The organism is Aggregatibacter kilianii, assembly GCF_003129965.1.
Classification (GTDB): Bacteria; Pseudomonadota; Gammaproteobacteria; order Enterobacterales; family Pasteurellaceae; genus Aggregatibacter; species Aggregatibacter kilianii_A.
In genome coordinates this window covers 1-13,253 of record NZ_NRCJ01000002.1, presented here as the reverse complement: position 1 = coordinate 13,253, position 13,253 = coordinate 1, and the positions used below count along the sequence as shown (strand labels likewise).

The following is a 13,253-nucleotide window of genomic DNA, read 5'->3' as shown; positions in this document are numbered from 1 at the left end:
GAAACTATATGACTTTAAATGTATTTATTAGCTATGCAAAAGAAAATCAAACCATAGCAGAGAACTATTATAGTTGGTTAGAAAAAGAGGGATTTTCTCCTTGGTTAGATATAAAGAAACTAAAAGGAGGACAAAATTGGGAATTAGAAATAGATAGAGCATTACAAAAAGCTAATGTTGTAATACTGTTGATGTCTTCGACAAGTGTTAATAAGCGAGGATTTGTTCAAAGAGAAGTAAAGGATGCTTTAGATAATCTAAGATATAAAAGACCAGAAGATATTTATATTATTCCGATAAAGATAGAGCAATGTGATATTCCAGATTACATATCCCAAAAAATTCAATTTATTGACAATATTAATAATAAAAACTTCGAAAATATTAAAAGTTCATTATTGTTAGCCGCAGAGCAACAAGCAATATCCATAGATATTGGAACAAGATTTGGACCATATTTAATCCAAAATAAAGAAATTAAAGAATCTTGGGAAGATAATTTAGGATATGATATTGATATAAGCTATCCATCATTTAATGATGGTAAAAATAAAAAATTATTATCTGAATTGAATTCATTTTTTTCAGGTAGAGCAATCAAACAACTTATTGAGTTAAGACAAGAAAAACTTGAACAATATGATAATATTACTGAATGGAATAAAAGCTTAAAAAATGAGTATTCTGAAGGATTTGGAGTTGCCTTTGCCTCTAAGAATCTTTTATCTTTATCATTCGATGCATATTTATATTTTTCTGGTGCAGCACATGGCAACTTTGGATTCCAAACATTTAATTTTGATACAAGAGACTCATTAATAAAATTGAGATTAGAACACCTATTCAGATGTGATACAAATTATCTTGAAAGAATTAGTGATTTAACCATCAAAAAACTCTATCAAGAATATTGGGAAAGAACTGGAGAAAATGCAAGTGAAGAAGATATAAAATGGTTTAAAGACGGAGCATCTCCAGATGCCAATAATTTTGAAAATTTCTTGATAACAGAAAATGGAATCATATTTTTATTTCCGCCATACCAAGTAAGCTCTTATGCAATGGGGAAATGGTCTATTGAAATTTCCTATTTTGAGCTAAGAGATTTATTAAAAGATGGTATACCTAAAATGTACTTTGATTAAAAATCTTCCCCTATGGCGCACGCTTCCCAGCGTGTGCCTAACTTCAACAAAAACACTTCAAAAATCAACCGCACTTTATTTAGCTTCCAAGACACACATTAGGAAACGCGCGCCGGCATGGCACACCGCATAAAAATCTATTTATTATATTGAATACAGCGTTCCTTAAATTGGTTATCCAGTTCAGAAATAGCCATTAAGGTATCGGCTAACGCGATAAAGTCATCCTTTAAACAATCCAAATGGGCTTGTCCAAAAAGGAATGCAAGCTTTTCTTTCAATTCTGCTTTTTTCTGATCATGCTTTTGCAGAAATTGACTCATATAAATATTTCTTACGGAAGCCAATCGGAAAGAAAAAAATTGATGGAGTTGCTTTTGTTCTTGGTTTAAACCATAGTTTTTAATTGCTTTGGCATAATCTTCGATAACCTTGATTTCACTGTGCTCATAGCGTTTTTTCATAATAAGAGAGACATCATGATAAATCTCCTCAGCGCTTGGAATTTTCCTTCTTTTTATATTTCCCCACATCGAAAATACGCCTCTTTTATAGTCAATATTTTCTGCCAGCCAAGCTTTCAAGAATTCATGAATACTCATTTTCATACAAGGATACCCTGCCGGATCATGGAGATAGACGGCATCGTAATCCATGCCAAAAACGCAAACGAAGTGGTCAACCCCTTTCAAATACTCGTGATTCGGGTTGTAGGTTAGATAGCCCATATCCAGCGGTCCGACAATAACAGGACCGTTCTTTAGATAGGTTCCGAGTTGTTCTTGAGCCGCCTTGACATTGATTGATTCTGCACTGTCACAGAAAAACGCCTCATATTCAAATCCCAGAATCCGTAAAGTATGGCTGATCGACCTATCCGGCATACCGTTATCAAAGAAAACCAAAGGATGTTTAGCGTCGTTCTTAACAACACTCGCCCCATTTCCCATGACCATGATTGCTTCCAAGTATTCCGGACGAAAATCGTATCCATAAGAATGTAACGTCATCGCAACCGAATGCGAATAACATATAGGAATATCGCCAAAGTATAGATCCATATTCATACCTCTCTCGATAGTACAGGCTTCCAGCGTTTGCCTCATTTCAATAGAAAATACCTAAAAAATCAACCGCACTTTATTTAGCTTCCAAGACACGCGTTAGGAAACGAGCGCCAGCATACGAATCTATCACCTAAAAGTACGGTGAAAATTTTCAGTGTTTTTCATGTTATACAACAACGGTGGTGCTACCTTTTCTTTATTTGCACTCTTCCCCGTTTGCGCTATCATACCCACTGCTTTATTGTGGTTATACTTTACTCGGAAATGATATGAAAAAACTTAACGCGATGTTATTCATCGGCGCGTTGGCGAGCCTGTTTGCTTGTACGACGCAGCCGCCCAAGAAACCCGTCAAAACAAGATTCCTGAAAAACGACATTACCCAAGCGGAACTGAACAATGCAATGGATTACAAGCGATACCATTATCGCTGTAAGAATGCGGAAACAGGTTCAATGTCTTATTTGACCAGCTATTTCCCGCTCTCGGTGGAAAGCCGTAAGAAAGAGAATTTCGGCTTCTATTTTCAGTTGGACGGCGGCAAAGCCATTCCGTTTGATCATTTGGAAAATCGAGCGCTGAATGCACGCGGAAGCCGTTTTGAAGTGCGTTATCGCTCATACAACCCGATTCAGGGTAGCCATGTAGATTTAGTGGCGCATGAGCGGAGTTCGATTTATTACAAAAATAATTTAGGCACGCGAAAGGCTTGGTTGAATTGTAAGGGCGGGTAGAGATTGATTTTCTTGATGGCGCCGGCGTCCACGCTGGTGCCAATTCTTTAAAAGTGCGGTTAAAATTTTCAGTGTTTTTAAGGCTTGTCCAAAACCCTACCTTTGGATATTCCCTTCTAACTTCTCCACCCCGAAAATCTCCCGTTTCGTGCGATCTACTTCTACGCTCACGCTGAACGCTTTTGCCAGATCCTCTGCATTTAGCACCGACAGTGTTTCGCCGTAGGCAATAATTTCTTCTTGATTCAACAAAATCACTTCATCACAGAATTTATACGCGAGCGATAAATGATGAATTGCCACTACGACGGTGTGTTCAGGCGTGAGGGATTTTAGTTGCTCCATGATGTCGATTTGATAATAAGGATCGAGCGGTGCGATGGGTTCGTCGGCGAGCAATAACGGCGAATCTTTAATACAACAACGGGCGAGCTGCACGCGGGCTTTTTCGCCGCCTGAAAGTTGTCGGAACGGCTTTTCCAATAAATGAGAGACGGAAAACGTGCCTGAAATCGACCGCACTTTTTCCTGCTCTTTGGCGCGGTTAAGCGGATTCGGCAAGCCTAAGGCGATGACGTCATACACGGATAAATCCCAGTGGATTTCGGTGTTCTGTGCGAGATAGGCAAGTTGCCGACTTTTTTGTTCGGCGCTCATGGCGCTTAATTTGTCGTCGTTAAACCAAATTTCACCGCCGGCGATAGGCAAGATCCCCGCGATTGTTTTCAGCAACGTGGATTTCCCCGCGCCGTTGGCGCCCATGATGCCGATCAATTTCCCTTGCGGAATGTGACAGGTAATGTTTTTTAAGCCGTAAGGTTGGGTGAGGTTTTCAATTCGTATCATGGTTATTCTGCCAATTTCCGTTGTTCCGTTAACAAAATCCAAATCAAGCACGGCGCGCCGATGATTGCCGTGAGCGTGCCGATGTAAATGTGGGAGAAGAACGGGATGTATTGCACGCAAAGATCCGCGATTAATAGCAGTAATGCGCCGAATAAAGCGCTGGTTAAATAAAGCTGTGATGGGCGTTTTTTCAATACGATTCGGGCGAAGTGCGGTGCGATTAAACCGATAAAACCGATGGTGCCGGTTTGCGGAATGGTGGCGCCCACTAATAAGGCGGCGCCGAAGGTGGTGATAAAAAAGCTACGTTTCGGGTCGATGCCCATGGTGCCGGCGGTTTCTTCGCCGAAGGTGAGCAAATCCACATAACGACGTTGACGATACAAGCAAGCCATGCCAACGAAAGCAATCGGCAAGGAAATCAATAAGGTATCGAGTTTTGCCCACACTAACGAGCCTTGTAGCCAGCGATACAATTCCGCCAACGCCCACGGGCTTTCGGCATTAGATAACAACAATGCGATCGCCGCACCAAGCAACATATTTACCGCCAACCCGCTTAGGATCATCATGGTTGTGCCGTGATTTTTGGCGATGAGATACACCAGCAAAAAACTCGCCAACGCTCCCGCCACGCCACCGAATAGCAACAATGTAAAAGGCACAGAAAAATAATACAGAATCAACACGCTGGCGGCAGTCGCCCCTGCGCTACTCCCGAGCAATCCCGGGCTGGCAAGCGGATTTTGGAAAATACCTTGCATGGCATTGCCTGCCAGTGCAAGGCTTGCCCCGGTGAGGATCGCCAACCCGATACGAGGCAAGCGAATGTCGAACAGCACAAGTGAGCGCATATCCGTCAGCACGCCTTCGGCGTTTTTGAGATGCGCGAAATCGCCAAGTTGGTGGTAGAGGGCGATGCCTGCAACCAGCAGCAATAATGAAAAAAGTGCGGTGTTTAATTTTTGTGTTTTGTTCATTTTATTCTCTGTGCCGTGGGTAAGTTTACCCACGGTTAGGCATAAGCGTTCCCCTTTGGGGAACATTCAAATTATTTCTGTTGATGATAAACCCTCTCAGCGCCCATCCACACGCCGTGGTCAAAGCAATAGGTATATTTCATCGGGAGCGTAAAGTGCGGTCGGTTTTCAAAGTGTTTTTTTATCAGCGGATGAGCAAGTAGTTCCGCCTGTTCGTTGTAACTTTGCTGGTCAGTGATTTCAATCAGCCAATTAGGTTGTGCAAGTAGCACTTTTTCCAGTGAAAAATTTTGTGGAGTGAGTGGCTGTTTTAACGGTGTTAAGCCAAGCAATTCCAACAAAACGCGATATTGCGGAAAAATCGGTTCCACCACGCCCGTTTCCGACAACATCAGCGTATCGGTCAACAGCACATTGAGCTTGGTGTGTTGTGATTTTAATTTTTCCACCAGCTGCTCGGCATGAGCTTCGTTGCCCGTGAATTTGCCGAGTTGCAACATTAAGGCAAAAAGTTCGTCAGGTGTTTGTGGCGTGTCGTTAATCGGCACGATTTTCGCTCCGAGCTTTTTCAAATCCGCCACCAGTTGCGGATAGAAGGTTTCGTTGATCAGCAAGGTTTTATCCAAATAAGGCAGCAATGCCGTAAGTTGCGGTTCAAGGGTTGGCTTGTTCTGATTGATTTTATCCAACATCATGCGCGGATTTTTGGAATAAGGCGACATCGCCGCGATTTGCTCCGGACGGGCGATTTCCGCAAGCAGGCGATCGCTGCACAGGGTGAGCGACACAAATTGCTCGGCTTGCGCGGAAAAAGAAAGGAAAAGTGCGGTGAAAATTACGGGTGTTTTTTTCATTTTGGTAGGGTGGGCTTGCCAGCCCACCGTTATTGTGTCGGTGGGTTAGCAAACCCACCCCTACGATTAAAATGATCCTCTCAATCCGACATAAACATTACGTCCGTCTTGACCGTAGCCAAGATAGTTTTCATATTTTTTGTCAAATAGATTATTTAAGTTCGCATAAATCGTTAAGTTTGGAATCACTTGATAATTTACCCCTAAGTTTACCAAGGTGTAGGCAGGCATCTTAGTACGTAGCGGATAAGTCCCGATGCGTTTACCAACGTAAGAAAGGCTCACGTCCGTGCCCAATTTTTCGGTAACTTGATAGGCCAAGCCCGCATTTGCCGTGTGTTTAGGGCGGTATGCCACCTCAATGCCGTTATTGTTTTTGGCGCGCATATAGGTATAGTTGGCGTAAGCGGTTAATGTTTCGGTAAGTTTTCCGTTATATGCCACTTCTACGCCTTTGATCTTGGTGATTCCTTCCGCATTAATTGAACGAGAAACAGAGTTCGGCCATAAGCCGATAGTTTCTGTTGTGATTAAGCGGTCAACATTACGTCCAAAATAAGTCACATCAAGGCTATGCGCTTTGTCGTCGGTTTCAAGCAACAAGCCTACATCGCCACCGCGACTACGTTCAGGTTTTAATGCCGGGTTGCCGATAAAGCTACCGCTCCAGCCATAAAATTCGGTAATGGTTGGATTTTGAATGGCGGTACCTAAACTCGCGTGCGCTTTGAAGTTTGGAGATAAGCGATAAGCCCCGGAAATACGCCCTGTCCACGCATTCTCATACTGAGAACTGCTGTTATAACGTCCGCTCACCGCAAGACTGTGATCAGCTTCGGTGAACAGGCGATATTCTGCCGCAACACTTCTTTCCGTTAATTTTTTATTTTGGAAAACCGCATAAGAAGATCGACCGTCATAATGTGTATTTTGATATTCACCTAAGAAGCTCACACCTTGTTTTACTTCGCCTTCGCGGTCAAAGTTCACGTCTAATTGGTAGTTTGCGTCGAGTTTTTTACCGTCGTAATAGCTATTATTACCCGTTTCTGTCGTGTCGCTGTCAGTTTTAACATGGCTTATGCTCACTTTATTTTTAAACAACTCCTCATCGCTGCCTACATAACCGCTTAATTTGAATATAGTTTCACGGGTGCGGGTGTAGCTATCCGAATTCGGACTGATTTCGATTAAACGACCGCTTGTAAAAGCAGAATTATCATAATGCCCTGTTTGTGAAGAATGTGCCGCTAACAATTCCACGCCCTTGTCGCCCACATCGTAGCCTAAACGAACAGAAGCGTTATCACGATGGAATTTGTCCTTTTCTACTGCGCCACCTGTGCTGAACGGCGTGCCGTTTTCAGCGGTATAGTAGAAGGTGTCGGAGCTAATGGCTGAGATACCGCGTGTGCGATGGCTGTCACCATGAACAGAATAATAGAAGCCGTTATGCTGACCGGAAACCGTTACCGAGGCATCACGAGTGCGGTGCGAACCGATACCAAAATCAAAATCTACGTTGAATGGCTTATCTTTGTGTAAGCCGCTTTTCGTCGTGATGTAAATCACACCGCCCATGGCGTCACTGCCCCACAGTGCCGATTGTTCACCGCGTAGCACTTCAATACGTTCTATATTACTTAATGATAAACCGCCGAAGTCGTAGCCATAGCCTGTGGCAGGATTTACTTTTACGCCGTCAATAATCACAGCGGTGTGATTCGATTCAGAACCACGAACGGAGAAACTAGTTAATGCGCCACGTCCGCCGTAACTCATCATTGAAACACCCGGCACGGTTTTCAACACATCACTTACATACGTAGCATTGCGTGCAGCGAAATCTTTTTCGGTGAGGACGGTGACGGAGGAAGCGGTTTGGTCTTGGTTGACCGGGGTGGCATACGCAGAATAAACGTGGATCGGTTGTAATTCGGTTTTTGTTTGTTCTTCGGCAAAGGCGAAAGCCGGTAAACTCAATAAAATTGCAGTTGTAATCAGGTTTTTCTTCATTTTAAATTTTTCCAATGTGAACATAAAATCACCATAAAAATGGCGCCCTTTTCAGGCGCCACATAATAGCACAGGAAGCGGAAATTACTTACCGTTCGCCACAAAATCTTCAATATTTTGCGCCACTTTATTCACTAATGTCGTCACGGCGGAATCACTCGCCCACGCGATGTGCGGAGTAAGCAATAAATTCGGCAAACGTTTTGCCGCCTGAATCAGCGGATTGTCTATTTCCGGCGGTTCTTTCACGAGGACATCTAATGCCGCCCCGGCAATTTTGCCCGTTTCCAAGGCATCTAATAACGCGCTTTCATCCACCAACGGGCCGCGACCGGTGTTGATCAAATACGCCGTCGGTTTCATTAATGCCAAGGTGTCGGCGTTGATCAGATTTTTAGTGGTGTCGGTCAGCGGGCAATGCAGCGTAACAATATCCGCCTGTTTCAACACGGTTTCAAACGCTGTATAGCCGTCGCGAACTTGGGTTGCACCTTTGTGTTCCGCATACAACACATTCATGCCCAATAGTTGCGCCAAACGCCCGATTTCCGTGCCTATATTGCCTTTGCCGAACACGCCGAGGGTAGCACCGCGTACGTCGGTAATCGGGTAATCGGTGTAACAGAATTGTCCGCAGGTCGCCCAACGATCGGAGGTCACCTGATCGCGGTGATAGCTCATCAGGCTGTGTTTTAAGGCAAAGATCATGCCAAGAACGTGTTCCGGCACGGTGACGCTGGAATAGCCCGTCACATTTTTCACGGCAATACCCAAGTCCTTCGCCGCTTCCAAATCAATGTTATTGGTGCCGGTGGCGGTGATGGCGATGAGTTTTAATTTCGGCAGGCGGCTTAAAAGTACACGGTCAAACACCACTTTACTGGTCACCACGATGTCGGCATCTTTGGCGCGTTCAAAGGTTTCTTCCGGCAAGGTGCGGTCATATTCTGTCCAAGTGTGCGGAAAGCTCGGACGCGGGATGTCGTGAGTGGCGGGGATGCCGGTACGGTCTAGAAAAACAATCTTCATCAAAAACTCCTTTATGCGTTAAATCCAAATGCGGCTTATCACCTTAAAGAAGCGCTGAGGGAAAAACAAGGGAATGGCGGGATTTTTGTGATTTGTGTGATCGCGATCTAAAAAACGCCGTGAAAAACAACCGCACTTTTGCAGAACGATCTCAGGATACCTGCAACCAATTACGCAAAATCTGCTCGCCATATTCGGAAATATAGGATTCAGGATGAAATTGCACGCCGTAAATCGGCAACGTTTTGTGCTGCATTGCCATGATCACGCCGTCATCGCAACGGGCGGTAATTTGCAATTGTGCAGGGAAATCACGTTCGCTCACCGCCCAAGAATGATACAGCCCGATTTGAAAAGTTTGCGGCAGGTTTTTAAACAGAAGCGAATCCGCCATGCGTCGAAGTTGCTTTGCCTGTCCGTGGCGAGGCGATGGCAAATTGTATAATTCCGCGCCAAAAAATTCGCACAACATTTGATGGCCTAAACACACGCCAAGGATGGATTTGGTGTTCTGATAACGTGCCAATAACGCAAATAATTGCGGGTAAGCACGCGGCACATCGGGGCCCGGAGAAATCAGCACATGGGAAAAATGATCCACCGCGTCCAACGCTAAATCTTCTACGTTCACCACCTCAAACGGCACGGCTAAACGGCGAATAAGATCCACCAAATTGAAAGTAAACGAATCGTGATTGTTGATAATAAGTAGCGACATAAACTCTTTTCTCGGGCAGGCTAAGCAGACGGCGAAGTATATAATTTTATGCCGATTTAGGCTAAAATTTTCGCTGTTTTTTTACGAGATCATTTTATGTGGCAAGATTTTATTCAAAAAGCGAACCGATTCGGCGAAACAAAAACGCCTTTTTTCTTTTTAATCGATTTTGAACGGCAAAAACCGATTTTATGTCCGTTAAACCAAACGGCAGCGCAAGGCATTTATGTGCAATTTCCCAATTATGACAACGTAAATTGGCAGGACACATTGCCCGCAGAACCCTTTTATTTACGCAAACACCCCATGGATTTTGCCACATATCAGCAAGGTTTCGAGTTAGTACAACGGGAATTGCATTTCGGCAATTCGTATTTGCTTAACCTTGCTTATCCGACGCCCATCGACACTAATTATTCCCTGCGTCAGCTGTTTCAACAAAGTCAGGCGAAATATAAGTTGTTGTTTAAAGATCAATTTGTGTGCTTTTCGCCGGAGTGTTTTGTGAATATTCGGGATAACCGCATTTTCACTTACCCCATGAAAGGCACCATTGACGCTACCCTGCCCGACGCCCAAGCCGCATTGATTAACAATCAAAAAGAACAGCGGGAACATTACACCATCGTGGATTTAATGCGCAATGATTTGGCGACGGTAGCGGAAAATATTCAGGTGACACGTTTTCGTTATGTAGAAAAAATTCAAACGGAACGGGGCGCGATTTTGCAAACCAGTTCGGAGATTTGCGGCGAATTGGCGGAACATTGGCGGGGACAAATCGGTTCCATGCTTCTTGCCCGCTTATTGCCGGCAGGTTCCATCAGCGGTGCGCCGAAGCAAAAAACCGTGCAAATCATTCAACAGGCGGAGCAACAACCGCGCGGCTATTACACGGGCGTGTTCGGCATTTTCGACGGCGAATCGTTGCAAAGTGCGGTGGCAATTCGGTTTATTGAACAGAGGAAAACGGGCTTGTGCTTTCGCAGTGGCGGCGGCATTACCGTGCACAGTGAAGCGCAGGAAGAATATCACGAGCTGATTCAGAAAGTGTATGTGCCGTTAAAACGAGGTTAACCATGGAATTTCCTTTATTTGAAACCCTCGCCATTGAACAAGGCAAGGTGTGCAACATCGAACTACACCAACAACGTTACGAACGTAGCTTACGGGCTTTCTACGGCAACAAAAGTGCGGTCGTTTTGTCAAAGGTTTTTCAACTTGCCGAACACATCCAAGTGCCGCAGGAGTTAAATGCTGAACCGCTGATTCGCTGCCGCATTGATTACAACGCCGAACAAATCATTTGCCGCTATTTCCCTTACACCCGCAAAACCTACCGCACTTTTAAGCCCATTGTCTGCGATCACATTGACTACGATCTGAAATACGCCGATCGCACCTTGTTAAACGAGCTGTTGGCACAAAAAGGCGACTGCGACGAAATCATCATTATCAAAAACGGTTACGTCACTGACTGCTCCATCGGCAACCTCATTTTCCGCCGGGGCAATCAATGGTTCACCCCCGACACTCCACTACTTGAAGGCACTCAGCGGGCAAAACTACTCGCCCAAAGGCGCATAAAAGTGCGGTCAATTTTGGCGACGGATTTGGATTCATTTGAGGAGGTGAGATTGATTAATGCGTTGAATGGATTGGAGGATTGAGCATTTCCCCGAATGAGATAACAAAAAGCTCGGTATCGAAAAATACCGAGCTTTCAATTACACATTAGCCTTCAAGGTTGAATGTTAAAACATTACCATTGGTAGCCTACACTACCACCATAGGTCACATCACTGCGGGAGTTTAATCCCACACCTAACTTGATAGAAACCTTGTTATTATCGGCATTTTTTGCATAACCTACTGCAAGCGCAGATTCGCCACGATAGCCTGCCGCACCCACAGAAACCACACTCTTACCTGCTTCGTTCGGACGTTGTAAGAATGCCATTGCAGTGGCACCTGCAATCCCTGCACGTAAATCTTTATCAACTTTGTTAATTTGATTGTTTACGTTGTTAATCGCCCCTTTAAGCTGACCGTAATTCACGGCGTCGGTATTGTTGATTGCCGGTGCAACGTTCGTTATGCGTGAAGGTCCACCTTGTGCATTAGATACGCGGACATTGCCTTCAGCATCACTGCCAATTCGCGCCCCATTCGCCCCCAAGTTGACATGGGTAAAGCTCGGTGTTGCTGATGTTGCGATGTTTACGGATTGTCCATTACGTGTAATTTCAATGTTATTTCCTGCGTTGATCTGAAGGCTATCCCCGGCTTTCACTTTAGTTGGCTTAATTGGAGAATCTTCGATAACTTTACCTGTTGAACCTTCTACTTTTGCAGAATCTACGCGCCATCCCGCATTGTTAATTGCATTGGCAAGATCATTCGCGGTGACCATTCTTTGTGCGTTTGCTGCTGTCGGTGTTACGATTGCACCCTCATTAACAATACTACCATCCGGGTTGGTTGCTGAACCGTCAGACACGGTCAATGTGGTAGTATCAATGCTGTACGCAACATCTCCGCCATCAGTGATTTCCACTTTAGTGCCTGTACCGTTCACAAAATTGACATTACCGGTGTCTTTAGTTGCAGGTGCACCATTAACTTGTACATAGTTATAAAGCTGATCGCCGGTTACAGCCTCTTGACTGTTTGACGCAATATCACCATTTGCTACACCGGTAATTTTATTGCCGCCATTATTTAAACCGTTTGAGGTTAATAATACCGCTGCCTTATTCTGCTCCGCCGGAGTAATGACAACGCCGTTACCGTCAGTTACTGTGGTATTACCTGCATTGTCTTTAAACTCCGCAGATTCTAACTTAGTCAAATTAGGGTTTAATGAATAAGTAAATGTTTTGTCCTCTTGCTTAATCATTAAGTTATTACCGGCATTGAGTTTAACGGTTTCACCTGCTTTTACTCGTTCTTCAGATGCCGCTGTATTTTCAACGCGCTTACCGGAACCTTCAGTGCCCGAAGTAGCGGTCCAACTTGCATTATTAATGGCATACACCACATTCTCAACGGTTGCCACTTTGTTATTGATGTTATCAAGACCTTTTTGTGCATCTTGTACCGCTTTTTCAGCCGCAGCTTTAACAACACTCGGTGCAGTTGGTGATAAATTCGCAAGCGTTTCTTTCGCGTCTTTTAACGCTTTCTCCGCTGCGTCTTTTTCTGTCGCAGAGCTTCCTTGTGCCGTACCATTCTGGTTCATGGTAATGTTGCCTTTATCAAGGTTAAAGGTAACATCCATAATTGCGCCGTTTTCACGCACCGTTACATTAGCTTTTATGCCCTCACCATCCACAAAGTTTACTGTGTCGTACGCTTTCACGAAGTCTTTCGCACTACCATTTTCTTGTAAGTTCCAGCCTGCATTTAAGATGTCATTAACAGTTGCTGCATTGTTACCCATATTTTTTACGTCAGAAACTGAAGGTGCAGCCTGTGCGGTCGTAGTGATAACCGGGTTACCGTTTGTATCTTGAATTGGATTGCCGTTTTCATCTGTCACTTGATTATAAGTGCTCGGCAAGTTGCTTTTCACGTTTGTCACCGTTTGTGGCTCTGTTCCTTTTGCCCGAATAACCACTTCATTGACAATTGGTGTTACCGCCTGTGCGGTTGCCGGATCTCTTAACGTACCGTCCGAATTAACATCAGCGCTGTCGTAGTATTTCCCGTTAACAAAAACCTTGTTTTGTAGGGATTCCGGCTTATAAAACTGTCCATCCAGCCCTTTCTTCACGGCGTTGCCGTCTTTATCCAACGTGCCGTAAAACTCCGTCCTTCAGGGCGGAGATATAAGGCACAAACGGCGTAAGCCGTTTCAAACCT

Annotated in this window: 12 protein-coding genes; 4 read left to right on the top strand and 8 right to left on the bottom strand. The window is 44.5% G+C overall.

From position 1 onward, the window contains the following. Positions 1-8: 8 nt before the first annotated feature. Complete coding sequence (locus DK430_RS01460; protein WP_109077351.1) at positions 9-1,145, top strand: TIR domain-containing protein; 1,137 nt, start codon at positions 9-11, stop codon at positions 1,143-1,145. Positions 1,146-1,282: 137 nt separating this feature from the next. On the opposite strand, the gene DK430_RS01455 is transcribed toward DK430_RS01460, so the two are convergent. Further along, positions 1,283-2,251: a YobF C-terminal domain-containing protein gene (locus tag DK430_RS01455; RefSeq protein WP_239496772.1), complete on the bottom strand. Its 969-nt coding sequence runs from the start codon at positions 2,249-2,251 to the stop codon at positions 1,283-1,285. Positions 2,252-2,481: 230 nt separating this feature from the next. Between DK430_RS01455 and DK430_RS01450 the strand changes: the two genes are divergently transcribed. After that, on the top strand, positions 2,482-2,946 hold the full coding sequence (locus DK430_RS01450) for a hypothetical protein (RefSeq protein ID WP_109077349.1): 465 nt from the start codon (positions 2,482-2,484) through the stop codon (positions 2,944-2,946). A 96-nt stretch (positions 2,947-3,042) separates the two neighbouring features. Here DK430_RS01450 and DK430_RS01445 read toward each other — a convergent pair whose 3' ends face one another. From DK430_RS01445 to DK430_RS01420, 6 genes are all read right to left on the bottom strand, one after another. Next, positions 3,043-3,792 (bottom strand): ABC transporter ATP-binding protein, encoded by a 750-nt coding sequence (locus DK430_RS01445; RefSeq protein WP_109077348.1) that lies wholly within the window; start codon positions 3,790-3,792, stop codon positions 3,043-3,045. A gap of 2 nt (positions 3,793-3,794) precedes the next feature. Further along, positions 3,795-4,772: a FecCD family ABC transporter permease gene (locus DK430_RS01440; RefSeq protein ID WP_109077552.1), complete on the bottom strand. Its 978-nt coding sequence runs from the start codon at positions 4,770-4,772 to the stop codon at positions 3,795-3,797. A gap of 71 nt (positions 4,773-4,843) precedes the next feature. After that, on the bottom strand, positions 4,844-5,626 hold the full coding sequence (locus tag DK430_RS01435; protein WP_109077347.1) for a substrate-binding domain-containing protein: 783 nt from the start codon (positions 5,624-5,626) through the stop codon (positions 4,844-4,846). Between the two features lie 66 nt (positions 5,627-5,692). Further along, positions 5,693-7,642 carry a TonB-dependent receptor plug domain-containing protein gene (locus DK430_RS01430; RefSeq protein ID WP_109077551.1) on the bottom strand — a complete coding sequence of 650 codons (1,950 nt, stop codon included), beginning with the start codon at positions 7,640-7,642 and terminating at the stop codon, positions 5,693-5,695. A gap of 84 nt (positions 7,643-7,726) precedes the next feature. Continuing rightward, positions 7,727-8,671, bottom strand: a complete 945-nt coding sequence (locus DK430_RS01425; protein WP_109077346.1) for a 2-hydroxyacid dehydrogenase — start codon at positions 8,669-8,671, stop codon at positions 7,727-7,729. 151 nt (positions 8,672-8,822) lie between these two features. After that, complete coding sequence (locus DK430_RS01420) at positions 8,823-9,389, bottom strand: anthranilate synthase component II (protein ID WP_109077345.1); 567 nt, start codon at positions 9,387-9,389, stop codon at positions 8,823-8,825. 96 nt (positions 9,390-9,485) lie between these two features. Between DK430_RS01420 and DK430_RS01415 the strand changes: the two genes are divergently transcribed. Beyond that, positions 9,486-10,466, top strand: coding sequence for an aminodeoxychorismate synthase component I (locus DK430_RS01415; protein ID WP_109077344.1), 981 nt, complete (start codon positions 9,486-9,488; stop codon positions 10,464-10,466). A gap of 2 nt (positions 10,467-10,468) precedes the next feature. Beyond that, on the top strand, positions 10,469-11,059 hold the full coding sequence (locus DK430_RS01410; protein ID WP_109077343.1) for an aminotransferase class IV family protein: 591 nt from the start codon (positions 10,469-10,471) through the stop codon (positions 11,057-11,059). 92 nt (positions 11,060-11,151) lie between these two features. Here DK430_RS01410 and DK430_RS01405 read toward each other — a convergent pair whose 3' ends face one another. Next, positions 11,152-13,185, bottom strand: a complete 2,034-nt coding sequence (locus tag DK430_RS01405) for a YadA family autotransporter adhesin (RefSeq protein ID WP_109077342.1) — start codon at positions 13,183-13,185, stop codon at positions 11,152-11,154. Positions 13,186-13,253: the final 68 nt, after the last annotated feature.

Bases quoted from the DNA above. Each gene is read 5' to 3' on its own strand.
- DK430_RS01430 (WP_109077551.1), bottom strand. From the start codon at position 7,642: ATGAAGAAAAACCTGATTACAACTGCAATTTTATTGAGTTTACCGGCT.
- DK430_RS01420 (WP_109077345.1), bottom strand. From the start codon at position 9,389: ATGTCGCTACTTATTATCAACAATCACGATTCGTTTACTTTCAATTTG.
- DK430_RS01435 (WP_109077347.1), bottom strand. From the start codon at position 5,626: ATGAAAAAAACACCCGTAATTTTCACCGCACTTTTCCTTTCTTTTTCC.
- DK430_RS01445 (WP_109077348.1), bottom strand. From the start codon at position 3,792: ATGATACGAATTGAAAACCTCACCCAACCTTACGGCTTAAAAAACATT.
- DK430_RS01455 (WP_239496772.1), bottom strand. From the start codon at position 2,251: ATGAGGCAAACGCTGGAAGCCTGTACTATCGAGAGAGGTATGAATATG.
- DK430_RS01440 (WP_109077552.1), bottom strand. From the start codon at position 4,772: ATGAACAAAACACAAAAATTAAACACCGCACTTTTTTCATTATTGCTG.
- DK430_RS01460 (WP_109077351.1), top strand. From the start codon at position 9: ATGACTTTAAATGTATTTATTAGCTATGCAAAAGAAAATCAAACCATA.
- DK430_RS01425 (WP_109077346.1), bottom strand. From the start codon at position 8,671: ATGAAGATTGTTTTTCTAGACCGTACCGGCATCCCCGCCACTCACGAC.
- DK430_RS01450 (WP_109077349.1), top strand. From the start codon at position 2,482: ATGAAAAAACTTAACGCGATGTTATTCATCGGCGCGTTGGCGAGCCTG.
- DK430_RS01415 (WP_109077344.1), top strand. From the start codon at position 9,486: ATGTGGCAAGATTTTATTCAAAAAGCGAACCGATTCGGCGAAACAAAA.
- DK430_RS01410 (WP_109077343.1), top strand. From the start codon at position 10,469: ATGGAATTTCCTTTATTTGAAACCCTCGCCATTGAACAAGGCAAGGTG.